This window comes from Streptomyces hygroscopicus subsp. hygroscopicus (assembly GCF_001553455.1).
GTDB classification, from domain to species: domain Bacteria; phylum Actinomycetota; class Actinomycetes; order Streptomycetales; family Streptomycetaceae; genus Streptomyces; species Streptomyces hygroscopicus.
Genome location: NZ_BBOX01000007.1, coordinates 58,571 through 84,118, shown reverse-complemented (window position 1 = coordinate 84,118; position 25,548 = coordinate 58,571). Strand labels below are relative to the sequence as shown.

At 70.3% G+C, this 25,548-nt stretch carries 20 protein-coding genes, 1 tRNA gene and 1 pseudogene; 9 read left to right on the top strand and 13 right to left on the bottom strand.

Annotated elements, in window-relative coordinates; genetic code table 11:
* Nucleotides 1-8 precede the first annotated feature (8 nt).
* The 3 genes from AXW62_RS01370 to AXW62_RS01360 all read right to left on the bottom strand — a co-directional run bounded on the left by AXW62_RS01370 (nucleotide 9) and on the right by AXW62_RS01360 (nucleotide 3,999).
* The gene (locus tag AXW62_RS01370; RefSeq protein WP_060942837.1) at nucleotides 9-2,186 is read right to left on the bottom strand and encodes a PrsW family glutamic-type intramembrane protease; all 2,178 of its coding nucleotides are present in this window, start codon (nucleotides 2,184-2,186) and stop codon (nucleotides 9-11) included.
* A 658-nt stretch (nucleotides 2,187-2,844) separates the two neighbouring features.
* Nucleotides 2,845-2,918: transfer RNA gene (locus AXW62_RS01365), tRNA-Pro, on the bottom strand.
* A 151-nt stretch (nucleotides 2,919-3,069) separates the two neighbouring features.
* Nucleotides 3,070-3,999: a metallophosphoesterase gene (locus tag AXW62_RS01360; RefSeq protein ID WP_030829795.1), complete on the bottom strand. Its 930-nt coding sequence runs from the start codon at nucleotides 3,997-3,999 to the stop codon at nucleotides 3,070-3,072.
* A 77-nt stretch (nucleotides 4,000-4,076) separates the two neighbouring features.
* Between AXW62_RS01360 and AXW62_RS01355 the strand changes: the two genes are divergently transcribed.
* Complete coding sequence (locus AXW62_RS01355; protein ID WP_060942836.1) at nucleotides 4,077-4,547, top strand: GatB/YqeY domain-containing protein; 471 nt, start codon at nucleotides 4,077-4,079, stop codon at nucleotides 4,545-4,547.
* 464 nt (nucleotides 4,548-5,011) lie between these two features.
* On the opposite strand, the gene AXW62_RS01350 is transcribed toward AXW62_RS01355, so the two are convergent.
* Nucleotides 5,012-7,288 (bottom strand): transglycosylase domain-containing protein, encoded by a 2,277-nt coding sequence (locus AXW62_RS01350; RefSeq protein ID WP_060942835.1) that lies wholly within the window; start codon nucleotides 7,286-7,288, stop codon nucleotides 5,012-5,014.
* A 386-nt stretch (nucleotides 7,289-7,674) separates the two neighbouring features.
* Here AXW62_RS01350 and AXW62_RS01345 point away from each other — a divergent pair, with 386 nt between their 5' ends.
* Nucleotides 7,675-8,010 carry a WhiB family transcriptional regulator gene (locus tag AXW62_RS01345; protein WP_030829787.1) on the top strand — a complete coding sequence of 112 codons (336 nt, stop codon included), beginning with the start codon at nucleotides 7,675-7,677 and terminating at the stop codon, nucleotides 8,008-8,010.
* A 747-nt stretch (nucleotides 8,011-8,757) separates the two neighbouring features.
* Here AXW62_RS01345 and bagB read toward each other — a convergent pair.
* Nucleotides 8,758-10,098, bottom strand: coding sequence for an ATPase BagB (gene bagB / locus AXW62_RS01340; RefSeq protein WP_060942834.1), 1,341 nt, complete (start codon nucleotides 10,096-10,098; stop codon nucleotides 8,758-8,760).
* Nucleotides 10,099-10,150: 52 nt separating this feature from the next.
* On the bottom strand, nucleotides 10,151-11,128 hold the full coding sequence (bagA, locus tag AXW62_RS01335; RefSeq protein WP_030829781.1) for an ATPase BagA: 978 nt from the start codon (nucleotides 11,126-11,128) through the stop codon (nucleotides 10,151-10,153).
* 72 nt (nucleotides 11,129-11,200) lie between these two features.
* Here bagA and sp36 point away from each other — a divergent pair, with 72 nt between their 5' ends.
* From sp36 to AXW62_RS01320, 4 genes are all read left to right on the top strand, one after another.
* Nucleotides 11,201-11,359, top strand: a complete 159-nt coding sequence (gene sp36, locus AXW62_RS42285; RefSeq protein WP_017947820.1) for a Sp36 family protein — start codon at nucleotides 11,201-11,203, stop codon at nucleotides 11,357-11,359.
* Nucleotides 11,359-11,829 (top strand): RidA family protein, encoded by a 471-nt coding sequence (locus AXW62_RS01330; RefSeq protein ID WP_060942833.1) that lies wholly within the window; start codon nucleotides 11,359-11,361, stop codon nucleotides 11,827-11,829. Before sp36 ends, AXW62_RS01330 begins: the two co-directional genes overlap by 1 nt.
* Nucleotides 11,830-11,937: 108 nt before the next feature.
* The gene (locus AXW62_RS01325) at nucleotides 11,938-12,960 is read left to right on the top strand and encodes an NUDIX hydrolase (protein WP_060942832.1); all 1,023 of its coding nucleotides are present in this window, start codon (nucleotides 11,938-11,940) and stop codon (nucleotides 12,958-12,960) included.
* Nucleotides 12,957-13,787 carry an MBL fold metallo-hydrolase gene (locus AXW62_RS01320; RefSeq protein ID WP_060942831.1) on the top strand — a complete coding sequence of 277 codons (831 nt, stop codon included), beginning with the start codon at nucleotides 12,957-12,959 and terminating at the stop codon, nucleotides 13,785-13,787. Before AXW62_RS01325 ends, AXW62_RS01320 begins: the two co-directional genes overlap by 4 nt.
* Before the next feature lie 369 nt (nucleotides 13,788-14,156).
* Here AXW62_RS01320 and AXW62_RS01315 read toward each other — a convergent pair whose 3' ends face one another.
* Nucleotides 14,157-14,831: a Crp/Fnr family transcriptional regulator gene (locus AXW62_RS01315; protein WP_014061749.1), complete on the bottom strand. Its 675-nt coding sequence runs from the start codon at nucleotides 14,829-14,831 to the stop codon at nucleotides 14,157-14,159.
* 248 nt (nucleotides 14,832-15,079) lie between these two features.
* Between AXW62_RS01315 and nth the strand changes: the two genes are divergently transcribed.
* Genes nth through AXW62_RS01300 form a run of 3 tightly spaced genes read left to right on the top strand, consistent with a single transcriptional unit; the run spans nucleotide 15,080 to nucleotide 17,820 of the window.
* On the top strand, nucleotides 15,080-15,925 hold the full coding sequence (nth, locus tag AXW62_RS01310; RefSeq protein ID WP_060942830.1) for an endonuclease III: 846 nt from the start codon (nucleotides 15,080-15,082) through the stop codon (nucleotides 15,923-15,925).
* Nucleotides 15,922-16,608, top strand: a complete 687-nt coding sequence (locus AXW62_RS01305; protein WP_030838016.1) for an NUDIX hydrolase — start codon at nucleotides 15,922-15,924, stop codon at nucleotides 16,606-16,608. The genes nth and AXW62_RS01305 overlap by 4 nt, the downstream gene beginning before the upstream one ends.
* Nucleotides 16,609-16,620: 12 nt before the next feature.
* Complete coding sequence (locus tag AXW62_RS01300; RefSeq protein ID WP_060942829.1) at nucleotides 16,621-17,820, top strand: MarP family serine protease; 1,200 nt, start codon at nucleotides 16,621-16,623, stop codon at nucleotides 17,818-17,820.
* 153 nt (nucleotides 17,821-17,973) lie between these two features.
* Here AXW62_RS01300 and AXW62_RS45325 read toward each other — a convergent pair whose 3' ends face one another.
* The 6 genes and pseudogenes from AXW62_RS45325 to AXW62_RS01275 all read right to left on the bottom strand — a co-directional run.
* Entirely contained in the window at nucleotides 17,974-18,177 is a 204-nt protein-coding gene (locus AXW62_RS45325; protein WP_079080366.1) for a hypothetical protein, read from the bottom strand.
* A 154-nt stretch (nucleotides 18,178-18,331) separates the two neighbouring features.
* Nucleotides 18,332-19,258, bottom strand: coding sequence for an alpha/beta fold hydrolase (locus AXW62_RS01295; protein ID WP_030838019.1), 927 nt, complete (start codon nucleotides 19,256-19,258; stop codon nucleotides 18,332-18,334).
* On the bottom strand, nucleotides 19,255-19,716 hold the full coding sequence (locus AXW62_RS01290; RefSeq protein WP_030838021.1) for a phage holin family protein: 462 nt from the start codon (nucleotides 19,714-19,716) through the stop codon (nucleotides 19,255-19,257). The genes AXW62_RS01295 and AXW62_RS01290 overlap by 4 nt, the downstream gene beginning before the upstream one ends.
* Before the next feature lie 167 nt (nucleotides 19,717-19,883).
* Nucleotides 19,884-21,275 (bottom strand): Na+/H+ antiporter NhaA, encoded by a 1,392-nt coding sequence (gene nhaA, locus AXW62_RS01285; RefSeq protein WP_030838023.1) that lies wholly within the window; start codon nucleotides 21,273-21,275, stop codon nucleotides 19,884-19,886.
* A gap of 353 nt (nucleotides 21,276-21,628) precedes the next feature.
* A complete protein-coding gene (gene acs / locus AXW62_RS01280; protein ID WP_060942858.1) occupies nucleotides 21,629-23,590 on the bottom strand; it encodes an acetate--CoA ligase in 1,962 nt (653 codons plus the stop codon).
* 116 nt (nucleotides 23,591-23,706) lie between these two features.
* Nucleotides 23,707-24,693: pseudogene (locus tag AXW62_RS01275) on the bottom strand (carbonic anhydrase); the annotation flags it as partial.
* Nucleotides 24,694-25,548 lie beyond the last annotated feature (855 nt).

The window sequence follows — 25,548 nt, the reverse complement described above, 5'->3', positions numbered from 1 at the left end:
GCTTGTTCCTATCGAGTGAGCGGGTAGGCGTGGACCTTACCGTTGGGGTACACCTTGACGAAAATGCTGTTCGGTGTGCGCGTCGTGCCGTCTGGAAGATACTCTATGCAGTTGTGCCCTTCGGGTAGCCTGAAGAATCCTGTCTTATTCGGCCCTAGTTCGGCTCCGCGTTCCGCTGCGTACTTGACGTCCGCTGCGCTGCCGAACTGCCCTTGAGGCCGACCGTCTCTTATCGCGCGAGCCGTTCCTTCGGACCAGTCAACGCCGTGCTTGCCGGTCTTGAGCAGTGGCGCTTCAGGCTTGTATTTCTGACCGTCTTTTTCGAATCCTCTGCCGACCTCGTCTGCCTGTTTCCGCTTGCTGAGGCCGTTCAGATGCTGCTGGCTCTGATTGAAGGATTGCTGTTGCTCCTCGGTGACGGGGTTGGGCTCTTCCGACGTGGGGCGCGAGCCACTCTGGCTCCCGGCATCCGCCTGTCCCTCGGGCGGCCCGTCGGTCGGCGCGCCACCACCCGCGGCGGTCATGAGGACGATGCCGAGCGTTCCCAGCGCGGTGGCGTGGATCGCGGCTTCGACGGTGATCGTGCCCGCTGCGACGCCGGCACCTGCGAAGGCGAGTCCACCGCCCGGCGGGAAGAGGGCGAGGAGGGCCAGGAGGATGAGCGCGAAGCCGAGGTAAGCGAGGAAGTTGTTGAGCGCTTCCAACAGGTGGAAGTTGCGGAAGAGCTTGTCGCCGGCGCCGAGCCCTTCCTGGTGCATGCGAAGCAGGAGCGCTGTGCCTGCGATGAGACTGCCGAGCGCGGTCCAGATGCGGAAGCGGATCACGGCATGGGCGTCGGCGAGGGGGAGCGTGCTGGTTGCCTGCCAGATACGCATGAGTCTGGTGAGGGTCCAGGTGGTCCACAGCAGCGCGGCGATACCGAAGGCCATCAGGACAGCGGGCCCGTCATTGGTGGTGAAGCGTTGCTGGAGTTCGGCGGCAGCGGGGAAGGATCCCGCGCCGAGGAAGACCAAGGCGGGGAGCATCAGGACCAAGGAGATGAGAATGAACCACCCTCTCCGCCGGTCCCTTAATGTGCGGGCGGCCTGGCGGACGGTTCGCGGTCCGACGCCTTGCCAGGCGTGCTGGTGGTCGGTGGCGTCGATCTGTGCGGTGGTCCAGGCGACAGTGCGGTGCAGAGGAGCGCTGTCGGCGTACGGGGTGCCGGCTGCCGAGTAGAAGAGGGCCCGGCGCATGCGGGCGAAGCGCAGTGCGATCAGCGTTGACCAGGGAACACACCACAGCCCGTATCCGGTCAAGGCGGCAAAGCCGGTGCGTCCGGCTCTCTCCTCGCGGAGCAGTACGCCTGGGACCGTCCGCTTGGCACGTCGGATCTGCCACATGTCGGCCCCCATAGCGATGGCCAGCACGGCCAGCGGGATAGTCCACAGGATGCCGTTGAGGTCTTCGACCAGTGACTGGGTGTCCCGGGCGCCGGGTTGCGCGGCCGCGTAGTTGGCGAGCATGTGGTGAGCACAGGCAGTGGCGATGGGCACCAGCCCCAGGGCCCGCAGCCAGCGGCGACCACGCATGAGGATGCCAACCCCCAGGGCCGCGGCGGCGGTGTAGACGAGATGGGGACTGGTGTCAGCGGCCGGGTGGGCACCGCCGAAGTCCAGGGTGGTGAAGGGGGCAGGGAACCACGCAGCGAAGACCTGATCGGGGCCAGGGATCCAGGGCGCTTGCAGGCTGTCGGGGATCACCCAGCCACCGCCCGGGTGGCTGATGGCCCGGGCCGCGTCCAGCCCGAACCTGGCCACTGCCTCCAGTAGCCCGAAGCCCGCACCCAGCGCTGCGCCGGTGACCACGTAGTCGGTCAGGCCCCACTGGCGGCGGATCTTGACGTTCCACGCCGCCACCAGCAGAGGCGTGATCTTGATCAGCTCTTCCATGACTGGGTCGACGGTGTAACTGGCCGTCTTCACGGTGTCGAGCAGCGTCCCGCCATGGGGTTGGTCGGAGACGGTGCGTGTATACGCGTACTCCAGCAGCACGGTCACGATGCCGCAGCCGTAGACGCCCACTGCGATCGCCAGCAGTACGGTGGAGACCCGCACCGAACGCGTCGGCGATGACAACACCAGCAGCTGCACCACGCCGTACACCGTCGCGGTCATCATCAATACCGCCATGCCCAGCTCCCCCATAGCTGTCAGCTCAAGGGCGCGAGCCTAAGGGCCCGTTGGACGGCGTACAAGGATTTCTTGCGCCGTGCTTGTCGGTCCCGCGGCGTTCAAGAACCTGGCTGCCCGAGGACGACAATGCGGACGCCATTCGGGGCCGCGACGGCGATGCGGTTGCGTTCGTCGCGGGTTGCGGCGAAGACCACGAGATCCTTCAAGCCTCGCCACCGCTGCCAATCCATCTGCTCGGGTTCCGGCTCGCAGAACACCGTAGGGCTTGTCGTCGAGGTAGATCGGTGCCCCGTTGGCAATACGCGAGCTCTGGCGTGCGGGCTGTGCGCCGGACAGCAACCGAGCAGCCTTCCGTGAGTCACTCCGCCTGGGCCAGCCACTCCCCTGAACACGTTGAAGCCGGTGTAGGACCAGGAGAGACCCGGACTGGTCACGTTGCCGTCTCCGGGGAAGAGAACGAGCCCCATCCTGTCCTCCTTGCCTGCCCGACGCCCGGCACCGGCCGTGGGGAGAAGCGTCGGCAAGGCGTCGCCTCCGGGAGGACGAATGGGAGCCGTCAGGGAGCCGGGTTTTGGGGTCGGCTCCCAAACGGCTCGCAAAGGGCCCCGGAAACGAGTCAGGGGCCCGACCCGCTTTCGCGAATCAGGCCCCTGACCTGGTGTTTCTTCAGTCGGGGTGGCGGGATTTGAACCCACGACCTCTTCGTCCCGAACGAAGCGCGCTGCCAAGCTGCGCTACACCCCGAAGCAACGAGCTCTACTTTAGCGGACCTGCGGCCAGAGACGAAATCCGGTTTCCGAGGTCCCGCAGGTCGGGGCGTGCCGGGCGGCCCGGGTGGTCCGGGTGGTTCGGGTGGTTCGGGTGGTTCGGCCGGTCCGGGCGGGAGGGGCCGGGCTCAGGGGGTCTGGGGGGTCAGCGTGAGCAGGGTGGCTTCCGGGGGGCAGGCGAAGCGGACCGGGGTGTAGCGGTTGGTGCCGCAGCCCGCGGAGACGTGGAGGTAAGAGGTGTGGCCACCGGCATGGTGCTGGGAGAGCCCCTTGACCCGGCGGGTGTCGAGGTCGCAGTTGGTGACCAGGGCGCCGTAGAAGGGGATGCAGAGCTGGCCGCCGTGGGTGTGGCCGGCGAGGATCAGCGGGTAGCGGTCGGCGGTGAAGGCGTCCAGGACGCGCAGGTACGGGGCGTGGACCACGGCGAGGGAGAGGTCGGCGCCCGACTCCGGGCCGCCGGCCACCTCGGCGTAGCGGTCGCGCTTGATGTGGGGGTCGTCGAGGCCGGTGAGGGCGATCTCGATGTCCTCCAGCTTCAGCCGGCCGCGGGTGTTCGACAGCCCGACCCACCCGGCCGCGTCGAAGGCGTCGCGGAGTTCCGTCCATGGGTTGTGGATGGCGCCGACGGCCGGGGGGTTGCCGTTCAGCCCGTGTCGGCCGCTGGCCTTCTCCATCAGATAGCGGGCGGGATTGCGCAGCTTCGGTCCGTAGTAGTCGTTCGAGCCGAAGACGTATGCGCCGGGGAACTCCATCAGCGGGCCCAGCGCGTCCAGGACCTCCGGCACGCCCTCCGGGTCCGACAGGTTGTCCCCCGTGTTCACCACGAAGTCGGGGCGCAGCCCGGCGAGGGACTGGAGCCAGCGCTGCTTCTTGCGCTGTCCGCTCACCATGTGGATGTCGGAAACCTGCAGGACGCGCAGGGGCCGCATCCCGCGCGGGAGCACCGGGACGGTGATCCGCCGGAGCCTGAAGGACCGGACTTCGAAGCCGACGGCGTAGGCGAGGCCGGCTGCGCCGACCGCCGTGATTCCCAGGGGTACTCCGTATCGCGCGCGCATGTCGTCCATGGTCGCAGAACGCCGCCGGGGGAGAAATCTTCGGGTGATTCCCGGCCAGTGCTGGCAGACTCGACGCCATGACCACCACGCTCAAGTCCAGGCTGCAGGACGACCTCACCACGGCGATCAAGGCGCGCGACGAACTGCGCTCCTCGACTCTCCGGCTCACCATCAGCGCGATCACCAAGGAAGAGGTCGCGGGCGAGAGCGCCCGTGAGCTGTCCGACGCCGAGGTGGAGAAGATCGTCGCGCGGGAGGCCAAGAAGCGCCGTGAGGCGGCCGAGGCGTTCGAGAAGGGTGGCCGCGCGGAGCAGGCCGAGCGGGAGCGGGCGGAGGGCGAGGTACTCGCCGAGTACCTGCCGAAGCCGCTGACGGACGACGAGCTGAACGCCCTGGTGGCCGAGGCGGTGCGGGAGGCCGCGGCGGGCGACGCCGAGGGCCCGCGCGCCATGGGCGCCGTGATGAAGATCGTGAACCCGAAGATCGCCGGGCGCGCGGAGGGCGGCCGGGTCGCCGCCGCGGTGAAGCGGCAGCTCGCGGGCGGGTAGCCCACGGGACAGCACCCTTTCTGTCGCGCACCGCAGTCCAGCGAGTACCCAGCGTGTCATCTCGCCGACGCGGCGGTCGTGGGTCATACGGCGTTGCCGTACGGCGGCAGGACGTCCGGCGCGCCCCGCGGCCCCCGGCCCGCGCCGGCTGTCGTAAGGCGTACGGCAACGCCGTGCGCTCACCACTCGGCCGTAGCGCGAACAGCTCCGCCGTCAACAGCTCGGCCGTGAGCCGAACGGCCCCGCCAAGCCGAACGGCCCCGCCAAGCCGAACGGCCCCGCCAAGCCGAACGGCCCCGCCGAGCCGAACGGCCCCGCCGAGCCGTACGGCCCCGCCAAGCCGAACAGCGCAGCCGTAAGCCGAACAGCGCAGGGCGAACAGCGCAGCCGTAAGGCGCTCGGACGGAAAAAAGGGGGCCGGGACATCTCTGTCCGGCCCCCTCAGCGCTCAGGCGCTGTCACCGCTAGCGCGGCCAGTGCCGACCGCCGTTTCCGTTTCCGTTGCCCTTCCCGCCGTTCCCGTTGCCGCCGGTCAGGTCCGAGGGCAGGGAGATGTCCGGCCACGGGTCTTCCTGGCCGCCGTTGGTGCCTCCACCGTTGTCGCCTCCGCCGTCGCCGCCCTTGTCACGGCTCGGCTTACGGTCGTGACGCCTCTTGTCGTCGGCGGGCTTGTGCTGGCTCGGGTCCTTGACCGGCACCTTCACGAAGTTCGGCGCCGGCTTGCCGGTCAGTGCGCCGCTCATCGCGTCCTTCCATATCGGGCCGGGGGTGTCCGCGCCGTAGACCTTGTCGTGGGGGACGCCGCCGATGGTGATGTTCTCCATGGTGACGCCCTTGGCACCCGGGCCGCCGACCCACACCGCGCCGGCCAGGTTCGGGGTGTAGCCCACGAACCACGCGGCCCGCCGCTCGTCCGTCGTGCCCGTCTTACCGGCGCTCGGACGGCTCTGGAGCCCGGCCTGCTTGCCGGTGCCGTCCTCGACCACCCCGCGCAGCAGCGTGTTGATGGTGTCCGCGGTCTTCTCCGACATCGCACGGGAGCACTTCGACTCCGGGACCTTCAGCGCCTTGCCGTTCGAGTCGGTGATCGACTCGATGAAGATGGGGGAGCAGTAGACACCGCGGTTGGCGAAGGTCGCGTAGGCGTTGGCCATCGTCAGCGGCGAGAAGCCCTCGGAGCCGAGGGTGAGGGAGGGCACCTGGTTGTGGTCCTTGCCGTCGGCGCGCTTCACCCCCATCTTGTCGGCCATCCGCGTCACCGGGCAGACCCCGATGTCGCTGATCAGCTGGACGAAGTAGGTGTTGACCGACTTGGCGGTCGCCTCCTTCATCTCGTACGGGCCGACCTCGCTCTCGTTCTCGTTCTCGACGGTCGCGCCCTCGTCGTTGCTCCAGGTGCCGTCGCAGGTGGTGACCGGGCTCGGGTACTTCATCTTGTACGGCGAGGAGTAACGCTGGTACGGCTTCTTGCCCTGCTCGATCGCGGCCGCGGCGGTGATCGGCTTGAACGTGGAGCCGACCTGGAAGCCGAAGTTCGACCCGCCCATGGACCTGTCCGCGGAGAGGTTGATCTGGGTCTCGTTCTCGCCGAAGCCGTACGGCCGGGACTGGCCCATCCCCAGCACCTTGCCGGTGCCCGGCTCGATGAGCGTCACCGCGGTGGCCACCGGGTCGGACTGGTAGACATGCGACTTGATCGAATTCTGGACCGACTTCTGGGCCTGCGGCTCCAGCGTCGTACGGATCGTCAGGCCGCCCTGGTCCCAGCGCTTGGCGCGCGCCGCCGCCGTCTTGCCGAAGGTCGGGTCGTTGAGCAGGATCTTGCGGACGTAGTCACAGAAGAACCCGGCGCCCTTGACGGCCGTGATGCAGCCGCTCCTGGGCATGCTGACCTTGAGGCCGAGCGGCTTCTTCTGGGCCGCGGCGGCCTGCGCCGGGGTGATGTCCTTCACGTCGGCCATGCGCCGCAGCACGGTGTCGCGGCGTGCCTTGGCGGTCTGCGGGGCATTGATCGGGTCGTACCGGCTGGGGGACTGGACGAGACCGGCCAGCAGCGCCGCCTGCTCCAGGGTCAGGTCCTTGGCGGACTTGCTGAAGTAGCGCTGTGAAGCCGCCTCGATGCCGTACGCCTGCTGCCCGAAGAAGGTGATGTTCAGGTAGTTCTCGAGGATCCGCTTCTTGCCCAGCTCCTTCTCGACCTTGATCGCGTACTTCAGTTCCTTGATCTTCCGGCCGATGGACTGCCTGGTGGCCTGGGCGACCTTCTCCTTGTCGTCGCCCGCCTCCTCGACGAACACGTTCTTCACGTACTGCTGGGTCAGGGTGGAGGCGCCCTGGGAGACCCCGCCGCCCTGCGCGTTGGTGTTGAGCGCGCGCAACACGCCCTTGAGGTCGACCGCCCCGTGCTGGTAGAAGCGGGCGTCCTCGATCGCGACGATCGCCTGCCGCATGTACGGGGAGATGTCCTTCAGCTTCACGATCGTCCGGTCGCGGGAGTAGACCTTCGCGATCTCCCCGCCCTTGGCGTCCAGGATCGTCGTCCGCTGGCTGAGCGGCGGTGTCTTGAGATTGGCCGGAATTCCGTCGAATTCCTCGACCGTTCCCTTGGCCGCGAGGCCGAGCGCCCCGACGGCGGGAAGCGCGAGCCCGGCCATCACGGCACCGGCCAGCGCGCTGACGCCGAGGAACTTGGCGGCCTGTTGAGCGGTGGACAGTCCGCCGCTCGAGCGCGTGTTTCCCATAGGAGGCAGCCTACGTGTCGAATCGCCGGACAGGGGACCGAGTGTTCGCATAAGCTGTTTCACGCCAGTCGCAGATGTGCGGCTGAGCCACACCTCCACCTCTCGCTCACCTGAGTGATGAGAGCTGTCCGGATTGCGGCCCCTGTCATGAGCTGCCCGCTGTTCGATGGGTGAACTGCCCGGGTTTGCACTAGTGATCGCAAATGTCGTCAGCTCACTCCGTTGGGTGATCTGCCGCGTACCCATAGTCCGTTCGGACCATCCAAGATTGGGCCTGCAGGGGGTGTTGCGCCTTGTCTCGCTTCCGTAACGTCCTCAACTGGCGACGGTGAATATGCCGTTTGTCGCCGTGGGGGAGCTCCGATTCGGGAGAGGACGGCGCCAGCATGGGCTGGGTAACCGACTGGAGTGCGCAGGCCGCCTGCCGCACTACTGATCCAGATGAACTGTTCGTCCAGGGCGCGGCACAGAACAGGGCCAAAGCGGTCTGCACCGGATGTCCGGTGCGCACCGAGTGCCTTGCGGATGCCTTGGACAACCGCGTGGAGTTCGGCGTGTGGGGAGGGATGACCGAGCGCGAGCGGCGAGCGCTGCTGCGCCGCCGGCCGACCGTGACCTCCTGGCGCAGGCTCCTGGAGACCGCGCGCACCGAGTACGAGCGCAGCGCGGGCATTCTGCCCTTCGACGACGAGGAGTACGAGCGCTTCGCCGCGGTCGGATAGACCGGGCGGCGGTCCGCCGGCGGCCGTCTGACGGGCTGCCAGTGGCAGCGTCTCGCCTCACCATCACCTCACCCACCTCTCGTCGCCATGGCTACGAGCGGGGGGCGAGTACGGGCGCGCCCCGCCAGGGGCGGGTACGGGTACGCGCACGCCTTCGAGCGCGGTTGCGGCCAAGGCCGTGACCGGCCTGCCGTGGGGGCGCGAGCGGCATGGCTTGACGGGGGCTCGGGCGGCCGGCTCGATGGGGGCGTGGGCGACACGGCGTGACGCGTCGGCGCGGGCCGGGGGCTGGTCCGCCGTCGATGGCCGTGGCCTTGTCTGCGCCTGTGTGTCGCCGCAGGGCGGCCGCGTTCGACGGAGCGCCGCTACGGGTGCCCGTATGCGCGCCCGCCTCGGTGGTCGTCGTCGGGGCCCGTCATGCGCCGCACCGGTCCCATCGGTACCGGGTCGTACGGCATCGGTCCCGGTCCCATTCGGTGGTGCTGTGCTGCCCGGGTCCGACCGGGACTGGTTCACTCGGGTCCGACTGGGCACCAGAACCGGTCATCCGGGTCCTCGTTTGTGCGTGCGTGTGTGCGTGCTGCGTGTGTGCGTGTCTGTCGCCGTGGTCCATCAATACGGTCGATCAACGCGGCCGATCACCGCTGTCGGTCACCGAGGTCCGTCACCGCTGTCCGTCGTGCCGCGTGGCTACCTGTTGTGCGTCTCCTCCGTGCGCGGGCGGCCGAGAGCCGGTCCGGCACCGACTCAACCCGCCGCGCGCTTGGTCCGCTCCGGCGGGACCGCGAGGCGTTCGCCGATCGCCCGCAGTCCTGCCAAGTCGTGTACGTCGCCTGGGAGTGCGGCCACTTGGGCCACCGGAACCTCGGGGTGGAGCGCCGTGAAGCGGTCGTGCGTGCGCTGCTCACGTCCGAGCACCTGCATACGCTCCGCGTGCAGCCGAAGCAGTCCCGCGGCGAGCCGCTCCGCCGACGTGGGGGAGACGTCGGGGTCCGCTGCCGAGGGGTTCCGCGCTTGAGCATTCCCTGAGTGATGATCGACAAATCCGCCGTCGGCAAGATTTTCTGCCCCGGTGGTGTTCTTGGCCGGATCGCTGTCCTCCGCGGTGTGCGCGAGTGACGCATCGTCCGGGTCCGCGGGGTCGTCGGCCAGGCACAAGGTCTCCGCGGCGGCCAAGGCCCGTTCCGCCGACAGCTGTTCGGCCCCGCTGCCGTGCACCCGGTTCAGGACCAGCCCGGCCAGCGGCATCTGGTCCGCGGCCAGCCGTTCGACGAAGTACGCTGCCTCCCGCAGCGCGTCCCGCTCGGGCGCGGCCACCACCAGGAAGGCCGTCCCGGGGGCCTGCAACAGCCGGTAGGTGGCCTCCGCGCGAGTACGGAACCCGCCGAACATGGTGTCCATCGCGGCAGCAAACGTCTGCACGTCGCGCAGCAGCTGCCCGCCGAGCACCTTGCTGACCGTGCCCGTCATCATCGACACGCCCACGTTCAGGAACTTCATCCCGGCCTTGCCGCCGACCTTCGCCGGGGCCATCAGGACCTTGATGAACTTCCCGTCCAGGAAGGAGCCAAGACGTTTCGGCGCGTCCAGGAAGTCCAGTGCGGACCGGCTGGGCGGGGTGTCGACGATGATCAGGTCCCATTCGTCGCGGGCCCGCAGCTGGCCGAGCTTCTCCATGGCCATGTACTCCTGCGTGCCCGCGAAACCCGCCGAGAGCGACTGGTAGAAGGGGTTCGCGAGGATCGCACGGGCGCGCTCGGGGTCGGCGTGCGCCTCGACGAACTCGTCGAACGTCCGCTTCATGTCCAGCATCATGGCGTGCAGTTCGCCGCCGTTCGCGCCGCCGACGTCCGCGACCCGGCGCGGGACGTTGTCGAGCGCGTCGATGCCCATGGACTGGGCGAGCCGGCGGGCCGGGTCGATCGTCAGGACGACGACCTTACGGCCGCGCTCGGCGGCTCGTACGCCCAGGGCGGCGGCGGTGGTGGTCTTGCCGACCCCGCCGGAGCCGCAGCACACCACGATGCGGGTCTGCGGATCGTCCAGCAGGGCGTCGGTGTCCAGCCGGGGTGCCACGTCCATGCTCATGCCGCCTCCCGCGTACGACTCGTTGTCCGGGCGCCCTTACGGCGGGCGCCGCTCACGTCGGCCACTGCTTGCGCAGGTCCGCCGCCAGTCGGTACAGCCCGGCCAGGTCGACGCCGTCCGTGAGCAGCTCCAATTCGTGCAGCGGCAGCCCCAGGCCGGTCAGCTCGGCGCGCTGCGCCCGCTCCAGTTCCACCCGCTCGGCGTGCTCGCGCGCCTGCTCCAGCAGCGGGTCGACCAGCCGCTCGGCCGTGCCGCCGCGGCGGGCCCCGCCCAGGCCCGCCTGGGACAGCGCCTTGGCGACGGCCGTGCGCTGCCCGTTGGCGGCGGCCTCGACGGCCTCCTGGTCGAGGATCGCGGGCCGCACCATGTTGATGATGACCCCGCCGGTCGGAAGGCCGTCGGCGCGCAGCTCCGTGATGCCGTCCGCGGTCTCCTGGACCGGCATCTCCTCCAGCAGGGTCACCATGTGGACCGCCGTCTGGGGCGACTTCAGGACGCGCATCACGGCCTGTGCCTGGTTGTGTATCGGGCCGGTCCGGGCCAGCCCCGCCACCTCGTGGTTGACGTTCAGAAAGCGGGTGATGCGGCCGGTGGGCGGCGCGTCCATGATCACGGAGTCGTAGACGAAGCGGCCGTCCTTGCCCTTGCGGCGCACCGCCTCGCACGCCTTGCCGGTCAGCAGGACATCCCGCAGTCCCGGGGCGATGGTGGTCGCGAAGTCGATCGCGCCGAGCTTCTTGAGCGCGCGTCCGGCCGAGCCCAGCTTGTAGAACATGTGGAGGTAGTCCAGAAGTGCGAACTCCGGGTCGATCGCCAGGGCGTGCACCTCCCCGCCGCCCGGCGCGGTGGCGATCTTCCGCTCCTCGTAGGGCAGCGGCTCGGTCTCGAAGAGCTGCGCGATGCCCTGACGGCCTTCGACTTCGACCAGCAGGGTTCGCCTGCCATCGGCCGCGAGGGCCAGCGCTAGTGCGGCGGCGACCGTGGTCTTGCCGGTTCCGCCCTTGCCACTGACGACATGGAGCCTGCTCACATTGGGGAGCCTAACCAGTCGCCCCTCGGGCTACGCACCAGGGCCCGGCGGAGAGGCATTACAGTCGGCCCCATGACCAAGTGGGAATACGCGACCGTACCGCTGCTCGTACACGCCACGAAGCAGATTCTGGACACCTGGGGCGAGGACGGCTGGGAGCTGGTCCAGGTCGTCCCCGGGCCGAACAACCCGGAGCAGCTGGTGGCCTATCTGAAGCGGGAGAAGAGCTGATGGGGAGCGGTGCCGTCGAGGGCCGGCTCGCCGGGCTCGGCCTGACGCTGCCCGAGGTCGCCGCGCCCCTGGCCTCGTACGTGCCCGCGGTCCGCACCGGCCCGTACGTCTACACCTCGGGCCAGCTGCCGCTGGTCGACGGCAAGCTGGGCGTGACCGGCAAGGTCGGCGCGGAGGTGACCTCCGAGGAGGCCAAGGAGCTGGCGCGCACCTGTGCGCTGAACGCGCTGGCCGCCGTGAAGTCGGTCGTCGGTGATCTCGACCGGGTCGTGCGGGTCGTGAAGGTCGTCGGCTTCGTCGCCTCGGCGCCGGACTTCACCGGCCAGCCGGGTGTCGTCAACGGTGCGAGCGAGCTGCTGGGCGAGGCCCTGGGCGACGCGGGCGTGCACGCCCGCAGCGCGGTGGGCGTGGCGGTGCTGCCGCTGGACGCGCCGGTCGAGGTCGAGATCCAGGTCGAGGTCGCGGACTAGGGCGCGGATCCGTGGGCGGGCCGGTGTGACGCCGCCGCGCTGACCGGCCCCGGCGCGGCGCCGACGGGGCCACTCGAACATCAGCCCGTGAGCGCATAGCATCCGGCCATGTCCACTACGAATGGCCAGTGGTACCCGCCCGAATGGCCGGAGCGCATCCGCCTCCTGTCGGCCGGTGAGCTCACACCGGTGACACCGCGCCGGGCCGCCACCGTGCTGCTGCTGCGGGACGGACCGGTCGGACGGGACGGCGACGGGGGCAGGGGCGGGGAGCCCGCACCGGAGAACCCCGCGCCGGCGCCGGAGGCCGCGGGCGCCCCGGAAGGCGCTGAGGCGCCCGTGGAGGGCGTACGGGACGGGGCGGGCGGCCCCGGCGGGCCCGCCGTCTACATGCTGCGCAGACGCGCCTCCATGGCCTTCGCCGGAGGCGCGTACGCGTATCCCGGCGGTTCGGTGGACCCGCGCGACGAGCGCATGGTCACCTGGGCCGGTCCCTCGCGGGCGCAGTGGGCGCGGCGGCTGGGGCTGGACCCGGGCGAGGCGACGCAGGCACAGGCCATCGTGTGCGCGGCGGTCCGCGAGACCTTCGAGGAGGCGGGGGTCCTGCTCGCGGGCCCGACGCCGCACACCGTGGTCGCGGACACGACGGGGGACGACTGGGAGGCGGACCGCGCGGCGCTGGTCGCCCGGGACCTGTCCTTCGCGGAGTTCCTGGACCGCCGGGGGCTGGTGCTCCGCTCGGACCTGCTGGGCTGCTGGGCGCGCTGGATCACCCCGGAGTTCGAACCGCGCCGCTACGACACCTGGTTCTTCGTGGCCGCGCTGCCGCGGGGGCAGCGCACCCGTAACGCCTCCACGGAGGCGGACCGTACGGTCTGGATCCGTCCGGGCGACGCGGCCGACGGCTACGACCGGGGCGAGCTGCTGATGATGCCGCCCACGATCGCGACGCTGCGTCAGCTCAGGGCCCACGGCTCGGTCGCCGAGGCGCTGGCCGCGGCGGCGGACCGGGACCTGACACCGGTCCTGGCCCAGGCGCGGGTGGAGAACGGGGAACTGGTGCTGAGCTGGCCGGGCCATGATGAGTTCACCAAGCACATTCCGGGCGCCACGGGGGGATCTTCCACATGACCGACGCATCCGCTCTTCCCGGTCAGCCGCGCGGGGGTGCCATCGGCGGCCCGGCCACCGACCGGACCGTCTGCGTCCTGGCGCCGAACGCCTCGCCCATGACGCTGGACGGCACCAACACCTGGATCGTCGCCGAGCCCGACTCCGACCTCGCCGTCGTCATCGACCCCGGGCCGCTCGACGACACGCACCTCAAGGAGGTCATCGCGACGGCCGAGCGGGCGGGCAGAAGGATCGCGCTGACGCTGCTCACCCATGGCCACCCGGACCACGCCGAGGGCGCGGCGCGCTTCGCCGAGCTGACGCGGACGTCCGTAAGGGCCCTGGATCCGGCGTTGCGGCTGGGGGACGAGGGGCTGGAGCTGGGCGACGTCATAACCACCGGCGGTCTGGAGCTGCGGGTGGTGCCCACCCCCGGCCACACCGCCGACTCGCTGTCCTTCCACCTCCCGGCCGATGGCGCGGTCCTTACGGGTGACACGGTGCTCGGGCGGGGCACGACCGTCGTCGCCCACCCCGACGGGCGGCTCGGCGACTACCTGGACTCGCTGCGGCGGCTGCGCTCGCTGACGGTGGACGACGGGGTGGACACGGTCCTGCCGGGCCACGGGCCGGTGCTGAACGACGCGCAGGGCGCGGTGGAGTACTACCTCGCGCACCGCGCCAACCGGCTCGCCCAGGTGGAGACGGCGGTCGAAAACGGCTTCCGGGCGCCCGCGGAGGTCGTGGCGCATGTGTACGCCGACGTGGACCGCTCCCTGTGGCCGGCGGCGGAGCTGTCGGCCCGGGCCCAGCTGGACTATCTGCGGGAGCACGGGCTGATCTGAGACCGCGCCCCCGCCGGAGGCATTCTCCGGAGGCGGCGGCTCTCTCCGGCTCGGGTTCGGGAGATGGCTTTCTCCGGCTCAGCGGGTTCCGGGGGGCGGCGGCTCTCTCCGGAAGACCGTGGGGTGCCCGGCGCGGAACGTCAGGGGCTTCGCCCGGGGCGGGACGCCGTATGGGCTCCATCCGGCGCCGTAAGCCTGACCGGGGCCCGGACCGCCGTAGGACCCGACCGGGGCCGGGACCGCCGTAGGGCCGCGCCGGGCCCGCACCGCCGTGGGGCCGCGCCGGGTCCCGGCGCGGCCCCACGATCCGTTTCCGGGAAGCCCCTGCCGTTCCGCGCCGGGGCTCCTACGGGATCCGCCCGTCCGGCGTCAGCGGGAGCGCTTGGCCAGCCGCTCGACGTCCAGCAGGATCACCGCACGCGCCTCCAGCCGCAGCCAGCCGCGGCCCGCGAAGTCGGCGAGCGCCTTGTTGACGGTCTCGCGGGAGGCGCCGACCAGCTGGGCCAGCTCCTCCTGGGTCAGGTCGTGGACGACGTGGATGCCCTCTTCCGACTGCACACCGAAGCGGCGCGACAGGTCCAGCAGGGCCCTGGCGACCCGGCCCGGGACGTCGGAGAAGACCAGGTCGGACATCTGGTCGTTGGTCTTGCGCAGACGCCGGGCCACCGCGCGCAGCAGCGCGGAGGCGACCTCGGGCCGGGCGTTCAGCCACGGCTGGAGGTCGCCGTGGCCGAGGCCGAGGAGCTTGACCTCGGTGAGGGCGGTGGCGGTGGCGGTGCGCGGACCGGGGTCGAAGAGCGACAGCTCGCCGATCAGCTCGCCGGGGCCGAGCACGGCAAGCATGTTCTCGCGGCCGTCGGGAGAGGTGCGGTGGAGCTTCACCTTGCCCTCGGTGACCACGTACAGGCGATCGCCGGGGTCCCCTTCGTGGAAGAGCGCGTCACCCCGCGCGAGGGTGACCTCTCCCATGGAGGCGCGCAGCTCAGCGGCCTGCTCGTCATCGAGCGCCGCGAAGAGCGGGGCGCGCCGCAGAACGTCGTCCACGAGTCTCTCCTTGTCGACATGCACAGGGGACCGACGTCCCCATGATGCCGGACGGTAAAACAGTGCGATCAATCACAAGTTTGACGCACTGGCCTGCTGAGCTGTGCGGCAGGGGTCCGATTGGGGGCCTCTTCGGGCTGGCCGGAGCGGATGTCAGTGGCTGGGCTTAGGCTGGCCGGGTGTCCAATACGCCGGTGAGAGCACAGGGCAAGGGGGCCGCACGGGTGACCGCACCTCGCAATTCCGCTGTGGGCGAACAAGGATCCACCGAGTCGACAGAAGCCGCACAACCGCATAAATCGGCCAAGGGTCCCAAAGGTGCCCGTCCCGAGTCCCGGCTCGCCCTCGTCCGCCGCGCCCGGCGCATCAACCGCGAGCTCGCCGAGGTGTATCCGTACGCCCATCCCGAGCTGGACTTCGAGAACTCCTTCCAGCTGCTGGTGGCCACGGTCCTGTCCGCCCAGACCACCGATCTGCGGGTCAACCAGACCACCCCCGCGCTCTTCGCCGCCTATCCGACGCCCGAGGACATGGCGGCGGCCGACCCGGAGGCTCTGGAGCAGCTGATCCGCCCCACGGGCTTCTTCCGCGCCAAGGCCAAATCGCTGCTGGGTCTGTCCGCCGCCCTCCGTGACCGGTTCGGCGGCGAGGTCCCGGGCCGTCTGGAGGACCTGGTCACCCTCCCCGGCGTCGGCCGTAAGACGGCCAATGTGGTGCTCGGCAATGCCTTCGGGGTGCCGGGCCTGACCGTGGACACCCACTTCGGGCGGCTGGTGCGGCGCTGGAAGTGGACCGCCCAGGAGGACCCGGAGAAGGTCGAGGCGGAGATCGCCGCGCTCTTCCCCAAGAGCGAGTGGACGATGCTCTCGCACCGCATCATCTTCCACGGCCGCCGCGTCTGCCACGCCCGCAAACCCGCGTGCGGCGCCTGCCCGATCGCTCCGCTCTGCCCGGCGTACGGCGAGGGCGAGACCGACCCGGACAAGGCGAAGAAGCTGCTGAAGTACGAGATGGGCGGCCAGCCGGGCCAGCGCCTGCGCCCGCCGGCCGACTACCCCGGCCGTCCCGCCGCCCCCCTGGGAGCGGCCGAGTGACGAGCACCTACGGCGGGGGCGTGGAGGTCAGCGCCCACGGGCTGCCCGAGTGGCTGCTGCCGGTGGCACGGGTGGCCGAGACGATCGAGCCGCACCAGCTGAGCCGGTTCCTGCCGCCCCCGCAGGGCGGAGGCCGCCCCTCCGCCGTGCTGGTGCTCTTCGGCGAGGGCCCCGGAGGCCCCGAGCTGCTGCTCATGGAGCGCTCCGGATCGCTGCGCTCGCACGCCGGGCAGCCCTCCTTCCCCGGCGGGGCCCTGGACCCGGAGGACGGGGACCCGGACGAGGAGGGTCCGCTGCGCGCGGCGCTGCGCGAGGCCGAGGAGGAGACGGGGCTCGACCCCTCGGGGGTCCAGGTCTTCGCCGTGCTGCCGCGGCTCTACATCCCGGTGAGCGGTTTCGTCGTCACCCCGGTGCTGGGCTGGTGGCGCCGGCCCAGCCCGGTCGAGCCGGTGGACCCCGCCGAGACCGCCCGGGTCTTCACGGTGCCCGTGGCGGATCTCACGGATCCGGCGAACCGCGCCACGACCGTTCACCCCAGCGGCCACCGGGGGCCGGCCTTTCTGGTCGGAAACGCTCTGGTCTGGGGTTTTACCGCCGGAGTGATCGATCGCATCCTCCATTACGCGGGGTGGGAGCGACCCTGGGACCGCGCCAAGCACGTCCCACTCGACTGGCGCGCGTGAGACGGTGTTCCGGTGAACGTGCTGGACATCCTGCTGCTGCTCGCCGCCGTATGGTTCGCGGTCATCGGCTACCGCCAGGGCTTCGTCGTCGGCGTGCTGTCGGTGACGGGGTTCATCGGGGGCGGGCTGGTCGCGGTCTATCTGCTGCCGCTCATCTGGGACGGCACGACCGACCGGTCCTCGCCCGGCACTGTCGGTGCCGTGGTGGCGATCGTCCTGGTGATCGTGTGCGCCTCGGTCGGCCAGGCCGCCACCACCCACCTGGGGAACAAGCTGCGGCGGCACATCACCTGGTCGCCGGCGCGCGCCCTGGACGCGACCGGCGGCGCGCTGGTGAACGTCCTGGCGATGCTGCTGGTCGCCTGGCTGATCGGCTCCCTGGTGGCCCAGACCTCGCTCCCCACCCTGGGCAAGGAGGTCCGGGGCTCCAAGGTGCTCATCGGGGTCTCCCGCGTCGTCCCGGAGCGGGCCAACACCTGGTTCAACGACTTCTCGTCGGTGCTCGCGCAGAACGGATTCCCGCAGGTCTTCTCGCCCTTCGCCAAGGAGCCGATCACCTCGGTGCCGCAGCCCGACCCCGCGCTCGCCCGGTCCCCGGTGGCCACGCGCGCCCAGCAGAGCATCGTGAAGGTCGTCGGCACCGCCCCCAGCTGCGGAAAGGTCCTCGAGGGCAGCGGCTTCGTCTTTGCCCCGAACCGGGTCATGACCAACGCCCATGTCGTCGGCGGCGTCAGCGACCCGACCGTGCAGATAGGCGGCGAGGGCCGGCTCTATGACGCCAAGGTCGTGCTCTACGACTGGAAGCGCGATATCGCGGTCCTCGACGTGCCGTCCCTGCACGCCCCGGCGCTCCAGTTCGCCCAGGACGACGCACGCACCGGCGACGACGCGATCGTCGCCGGTTTCCCGGAGAACGGCGCCTTCGACGTGCGCGCCGCCCGGGTCCGCGGCCGTATCGAGGCCAACGGCCCCGACATCTACCGCCGCTCCACCGTGCACCGCGATGTGTACTCGCTGTACGCGACCGTGCGGCAGGGCAACTCCGGCGGTCCGCTGCTCACCCCGCAGGGGCGGGTGTACGGCGTGGTCTTCGCCAAGTCCCTCGACGACGCGGACACCGGGTACGCGCTGACGGCGGACGAGGTGCGCCAGGACGTCGAGAAGGGGCGTACGGCCGACCAGCCGGTGGACAGCCAGGGGTGTGCCCTCTAGCCGTTCTGCCCAGGGGGTGTGTCCTCCGGCCGGGCACGGGTGCGCCCTCCGAAGCGGGGTGATGCCGGTGGTGCCGGGCGGGTACCAGGGGTTCGCGGTGTGTCGCCGGTGCCCCGGCCGCTCCGGAGGTACTGCGCCGCTCCGGAGGTACTGCTAGCGGCTGCGTGGATGGCGCAGTCGTGCCGAGACCCACCGGGCCCGGCGGCGGATGATGCGGGGAATCCCGATGTTCGGGTCATGGCCTTGGGTAGGCCCGGAGCCGCCCCGCTCGGAAACGCCCAGCGCGGCATTGGCAGTGGCGGCGGCCTCGGGGCCGCGGCCGTTTGGTGCGTCACGGTAGTCGTGCGTCCAGCCCATACTGCGGTGTCTGCCCCTGACCCAAGGTCCGTAATCGCCGCTGGCTGCGGCAATTGGCCTATGCTCCAGGCAATTGGCTGTTCGAAAAACTGATGTTCGGCTACCCGTGGAGGTGCCCTCGGAACGCGTACGCCATGCGTACATCCGATCGCGCTCAGCGGTCGGGTTCGGGGTCCTTCAGCCAGTTGATCAGCTCGGTGGTGAAGGCCAGCGGGTCCTCCTCGTGCGGGAAGTGACCGAGCCCGTCGAAGAGCCGCCAGCGGTAGGGGGCCTCCACGTACTCCCCGGAGCCCGCCGCGCTGCGGGTGCGCATCACCGGGTCGAGTGAACCGTGCAGATGCAGGGTCGGCACCCGCACCGGCCGCTTCATCCGCCGGTTGAACTGGAAGCCGTCCGGCCGGGCCAGCGACCGCACCATCCAGCGGTACGGCTCGATCGAACAGTGCGCGGTCGAGGGGATGCACATCGCCCGCCGGTAGACCTCCACCGCCTCGGCCTCGGGAGCCCGCGGCCCGGACCAGTCCCGGATCAGCCGCCCCACGGCCGCCGCGCCATCCGCGACCAGCTGGCGCTCGGGCAGCCAGGGCCGCTGGAAGCCCCACACATGGGAGCTGGCCGCGCTCTGCCTGACGTCCGCCAGCATCGCCGAGCGCCAGCGGCGGGGATGGGGCATCGAGGCCACCGCGAGCCGCCGTACCAGCTTCGGCCGCATCACAGCGGCCGTCCACGCCAGGTATCCGCCCAGGTCATGGCCGACCAGCGCGGCGTCGGGCTCACCCAGCGAGCGGATCACACCGGTGATGTCGAGGGCGAGATTGGCCGGGTCGTAGCCACGGGGCGTACGGTCGCTGCCGCCCACTCCGCGCAGATCCATCGCGACCGCGCGGTAGCCGGCGTCGGCGAGCAGGGGCAGCTGCTGCCGCCAGGTCCACCAGAACTGCGGGAAGCCGTGCAGCAGCAGGACCAGCGGGCCGTCACCCAGCTCGGCGATGTGGAAGCGCGCGCCGTTGGCCGCGACATCCCGGTGGGTCCACGGGCCGTCGAGCCGTACGACCGACGCGGAGGTGTCAGGGGCGGTCATGCCGATGAGCGTGTCACATCTCGCGCGGGGCGTCCGCCATCGCTCGCCGCACGCGGATGCGGCTTGACGTTCCCCAGTACGGCGGCCGTCTCCTTGGACGAGGCGATCGACCGCTTGGGCGCCTTGACCTTCTTGAACTTCACCAGCGCCAGCAGACCCAGGATCCCGGCGAACAGCCAGTAGATACCGCCCACGATCAGGAAGCACCAGGCGAGGCCGAGGCCGGTCCAGGAGCGCATGCCGTAGGCGAGGGCGAAGCTCAGCACCGGCAGCGAGAAGAGCAGCAGCACCCCGGCCGCCATCCCGGCGCCGCTGCCGACCGCGGCCTTCTTGGCTCCCACCCGGAGCTCGGCCTTGGCCAGCGCGATCTCGTCGTGCACCAGCGCCGACAGCTCGGTGGTCGCCGTCGCCACCAGCTGGCCGAGGCTGCGGTTGCCGCCGTCGTCGGCTGCGCTCATCGCCATCTCCCTCTGCTCTTGTGCGTCTTCCGCTCGTGCCGCGTCATCCGCGCTTGGTACGCCGTCCGTGCTTGCCACGTCGTCCGTGCTTGGCACGTCGTCACTTGGTACGCCGTCCGTCCTTGCTACGTCTTCTGCGCGTTTCTACGGGCGTCAAGCCTCTCAGATCATGCCGGACCATCGTCGCCGGAGTCGTTCGCGGCGGCCACTTCGGCAAGCCGCCGGTGTTCGGCGGCCTTCGCCTCGTGAATGGCGGCCATCCGCAGGTGGTATGCGGGGCTGTCCAGTTCGTAGACGTCCGGGATGCCGTCCATGTCCTCGTCCCGTTCCTCCTCCTGACACAGCCGCTGGTACTTGGTGTTGCGCAGCTTGAGGAGGATTCCGGCGAGGAGCGCGGCGCAGAGCGAGCCGATGAGGACCGCCGCCTTCGCCTCCTCGGTGAGCGTGGGGTCACCGACGAAGGCGAGTTCGCCGATGAGGAGCGAGACGGTGAAGCCGATACCGGCGAGGGTGGCCACGGCGAAGACATCCGCCCAGACCAGGTCCTCGTTCAGCTCGGCCCGGGTGAAGCGGGCTGCGCACCAGGAGCCGCCGAAGACGCCGACGGCCTTGCCCACGATGAGGCCGAGGACGACGCCGAGCGTCTCGGGGCGGGTGAAGACGTCCGCGACGGCGTTGCCGGAGAGCGGCACACCCGCCGCGAACAGGGCGAACAGCGGTACCGCCAGGCCCGCCGACAGCGGACGCATCCGGTGCTCGACGCGCTCGGCCGGGGAGTGCTCCTCACCCTCCCGTACGGTGCAGCGCAGCATCAGGCCCATCGCGACGCCGGAGATGGTGGCATGCACACCGCTGGCGTGCATCAGCGCCCAGATCACGACGGCGAGCGGGACATAGACCCAGGCACCCCGTACGCCCTTGTGGTGCAGCAGCCAGAAGAGGGCGAGACCGGCGAAGGACAGGCCCAGGGCGACGAAGTTGATGTGCTGGGTGAAGAAGACCGCGATGATCAGGATGGCGCCGAGGTCGTCGACGACCGCGAGGGTGAGCAGGAAGGCGCGCAGGGCGGCGGGCAGCGCGGTGCCGATCACGGCGAGGACGGCGAGCGCGAAGGCGATATCGGTGGCGGTCGGCACGGCCCAGCCCGTGAGGCTGCCCCCGCCGCTCGCACTGACGGTGACATAGACGATCGCGGGCATGGCCATGCCGCAGACGGCGGCGATCACGGGGAGCGCGGCCGCCTTGGGGTCGCGCAGCTCACCGGCGACCAGCTCGCGCTTGAGCTCGATACCGGCGACGAAGAAGAAGATGGTGAGCAGGCCATCGGTGGCCCAGGAGGCGACCGGGAGATGCAGATGCAGTGCCCCGGGCCCGAAGGAGAAGTCCTTGATGTCGCCGTAGAAGCCGCTGAGCGGGGTGTTGGCGAGGATCAGCGCCACGATGGCGGCCACGAGCAGGATCACACCGCCGACGGTCTCGGTACGCAGCGCGTCGGTGATGAACGTCCGCTCAGGCAGCGACTGGCGTCCGAGGAACTTGCGGCTGGTGGGCGCGGCCACGGGCGGGCCTCCTGGGCAGGTCGGTGGTGCGGATACACGTATGGCGTATGCCGACCAGACTTCCCGGCGCTCCACCCCTCATCTTGTCGCAACTTTTACGCGACAGCCACCCGTCCCATCCGTGATCAACGAGACAAACGGAACGGGGAGGGGCGCGGATCTGGCGAAGAGGGCGTGGCATGAGCGAGGGCGTGGAGTGAGTGAGAACGAGCGAAGGGCGGCATGAGCGAGGGCGTGGAGTGAGCGAGAACGAGCGAGAGGCGGCATGAGCGAGGGGCGCCCCGCTGGTGGGGCGCCCCTCGCTCATGCGCTCTCGCTCAGCTGCTGTCGCTGTGATCCCGCCAGCGGTGTGATCAGTCCTCGCTGGGGGCGGACGGCAGCTTGCTCTGGATCAACTCCATCACGGAGGAGTCGGTGAGCGTGGTGACATCGCCCAGCGCCCGGTTCTCGGCGACATCGCGCAGCAGCCGGCGCATGATCTTGCCGGACCGGGTCTTGGGCAGCTCGGCCACCGGCAGGATCCGCTTGGGCTTGGCGATCGGGCCGAGCTGCTTGGCGACATGCGCCCGCAACTCCTCGACCAGGCGCTCGTCCTCGGCCGCGCCACCGCGCAGGATCACGAAGGCGCAGATGGCCTGGGTGGTCTGCGGGTCGGTGGCGCCGACGACCGCCGCCTCGGCGACCTTGGGGTGCGAGACCAGCGCCGATTCGACCTCGGTCGTGGAGATGTTGTGGCCGGACACCAGCATCACGTCGTCGACCCGGCCGAGCAGCCAGATGTCGCCGTCGTCGTCCTTCTTGGCGCCGTCGCCCGCGAAGTAGCGCTTGTCGAAGCGGGACCAGTAGGTGTCCAGGTAGCGCTGGTCGTCGCCCCAGATGGTGCGGAGCATGGACGGCCACGGCTCGGTGAGCACCAGATAGCCGCCATGGCCGTTCGGCACCTCGTTGGCCTCGTCGTCCACGACGGTGGCGGCGATGCCCGGCAGCGGGACCTGGGCCGAACCGGGCTTGGTCGCGGTCACGCCCGGCAGCGGACTGATCATGATGCCGCCGGTCTCGGTCTGCCACCAGGTGTCGACGACGGGCGTGCTGTCCGCGCCGATGTGCTTGCGGTACCAGATCCATGCCTCGGGGTTGATGGGCTCGCCGACGGAGCCGAGGATCCGCAGCGAGGAGAGATCGAACTTGGCCGGGATGTCGTCGCCCCACTTCATGCAGGCGCGGATCGCGGTCGGGGCGGTGTACAGGATGGTGACCCCGTACTTCTGGACGATCTCCCACCAGCGGCCCTGGTGCGGGGTGTCCGGGGTGCCCTCGTAGAGCACCTCGGTGGCGCCGTTGGAGAGCGGGCCGTAGACGATGTACGAGTGGCCGGTGACCCAGCCGACGTCCGCCGTGCACCAGAAGACGTCGGTCTCCGGCTTGAGGTCGAAGACGGCGTGGTGGGTGTAGGAGATCTGGGTGAGGTAGCCGCCGGAAGTGTGCAGGATGCCCTTGGGCTTCCCGGTCGTCCCCGAGGTGTACAGGATGAACAGCGGGTGCTCGGCGTCGAACGCCTCGGGGGTGTGCTGCTCCGGCTGGCGGCCCACGATCTCGTGCCACCAGACGTCGCGGCCCTCGTTCCAGTCCACCTCCTGGCCGGTGCGGCGGACGACCAGCACACTGCGCACGTTCTCGGTGCCGGGCCGGGTGAGTGCCTCGTCGACGGCGGGCTTGAGCGCGGATGCCTTGCCGCGCCGGTAGCCGCCGTCGGCGGTGATGATGACGCGGGCGTCGGCGTCCTGGATGCGGGTGGCGAGAGCGTCGGCCGAGAAGCCGCCGAAGACCACCGAGTGCGGGGCGCCGATACGGGCGCAGGCCAGCATCGCGATCACGGTCTCCGGGATCATCGGCAGGTAGATGGCGACCCGGTCGCCGGTCCGGACCCCCAGCTCGATCAGCGCATGGGCCGCTTGGGAGACCTCCCGCTGCAGATCGGCATAGGTGAGGGAGCGGGTGTCGCCGGGCTCGCCCTCGAAGTGGATGGCCACCCGGTCGCCCAGGCCGTTCTCGACATGGCGGTCGACGCAGTTGTACGCCACGTTGAGCTTGCCGTCGGCGAACCACTTCGCGAACGGCGGGTTCGACCAGTCCAGCGTCTCGGTCGGCGCGGTCGCCCAGGACAGCCGACGGGCCTGCTCGGCCCAGAAGCCCAGGCGGTCCGCCTTCGCCCGCTCATACGCCTCGGCTGTGACATTGGCGTCCGCGGCAAGCTCGGCGGGCGGCGCGAAGCGACGCTCCTCCCGAAGAAGGTTGGCCAGGCTTTCGTTACTCACGACATCTCCCATTCCCAGGGTGTCCGTTGTGTCCCAGGCCATAGCTCATCAGCCCACGGCACGCCCTGACAAGGGTTGTCCGCCGAAAATTGGTTTAGACCTGTTGCCCGTATGCCTCACCGTCCCGGCTCCAGAGCCCCCTGAACGCGGTCGCTCCTCCGTTCCGCGACGCCGGAAAGGTGGCTTCCGGACGGAGCGGGGGCCGCGGTGGCGGGGCGGGCGGCGGTCATCGGTGCGCCCCGGTCCGGGCGGACGGGCAGAAACGTCCCCGAACCGGTGTCCAGGACATACGCCTGGGCCTCCGCCACGTGGAAATACATGCCCTGGAGCGTCAGCCCGCCCTCCGCCATCCGCCGTGCCACACAGGCGTGCTCCATCAGATGGTCGAGTTGCTGTCTCACGTTGACCAATGCGAGCCGTTCCACATCGTCGGCCACCGGCCGGCCCGCCAGGGCGACCTCGCCTCGCCCCAGCCGGCCGATCCGCTCCATCCGGGCCAGCGCCGGTCCGGCGTGGCGCAGCCAGCGCGTCAGCGGCGCCCGGTCCCCGTCGCCGGGTGCCCCGGCCAGGGCCGGGGGAGAGAGGATCTGGGCCGAGGAGCCGAGCAGCGCCTGCATCGCACCGCATCCGGAGTGCCCGCACACCGTGATGCTGCTGACCCGCAGCACCTCCACCGCATAGTCGATCGCCGCGCTCACCGAGTCGCACGAGCCGTCGGCGCCCGGCGGTGGCACCAGATTGCCGACATTGCGCACGGTGAACAGGTCGCCGGGGCCACTGGAGGTGATCATGCTGGTCACCAGGCGGGAGTCGGCGCAGGTGAGGAACAGCTGGCTGGGTCGTTGCCCTTCCCGTGCGAGTCGGGCCAGCTCATCGCGGACCAGCGGTGCCGTATGTCGCTGGAAAGCGCTCACCCCGCCGAGCAACTGATCGCCTGCGTCCTTGCCGAGCAGCCGGCCACCCGCGTCTCCGCCGGCTCCTGCGGCCGCTGGGGCGGGGCGGGTGCACCGGTGATCACGCCAAGGCGTCCACGGTCGGCAGGCCAGGGCGGCGCCCGCCTCCTCGGCCAGTCGCCCGGACCGCCTTACGGCAACCGCCTGCCCGGTGCCCGAGGGGCGCCCGGAGTCCGGGAGGCGTTTGGAGTCCGGAGGGCGTCCGAAGTCTGCGAGGTGCTCGGACTTCGAGGGGTGCTCGGACTTCGAGAGGTGCCCCGAGTCCGAGGGGCGACGGAGCGCCGTGCGCAGGACGACCGCGATGGCCGCGGCGGCCATGACTCCGGCTATGACGAGCGCCATGACTGCGGCCCGGAGCGGGACGCCGCCAACCAGCGCGATTCCCAGTGCGAGAGGAACGGTGAGCAGGAAGAGGGTGATCGAGGCGGAGAGATCTCTGCGGTGGGAGATCCGGTGCATCCGGCCCAAGAGCTTCAACATTCCCGTCTCCTCCGGGGCTTCGCGGTCGCCGACAAGGACGCGGCCGTGGGTCACGGCGTACTGCGGAACCGAGTCCCAAGCGTTGGTAAATGAATAGTAATGCCGAGTAAAGTCGCCGGGAAGCTTTTTGGGAGGAAGTGGATTGTATTCCACCTATAGGGTGAATAGTAATTTAAATGACTTATCAATCCCTGATGTCTTGCCCTCGGTCGCGCGAGGGCGACTACTCGGGTGGTTCCACCCACACCCGTGGGCCGGACAGTGCCGCGCCGGTCGCGCCACGAGGGCGGTCCGCGGAAGGGTCCGGAGGCGCTGGACCATCCGGACGAGGCTCGGAGACGGGCGGCTCATCGACGCCGGGTCCACCTCCGGTACCGGCCCCAGCCCCATCGGCCGAAGGCCGAGCCGCTCGAACCGGGGGAGAGACCGCCGCAGTTCGTCGCCTCCTCCTGGGGCGGCGCCGGCCAGGACGAACAGAAGCTGTTCTCCCCTTTCCGCGCGGTCGGAGACGCATGTCCGAGGGGA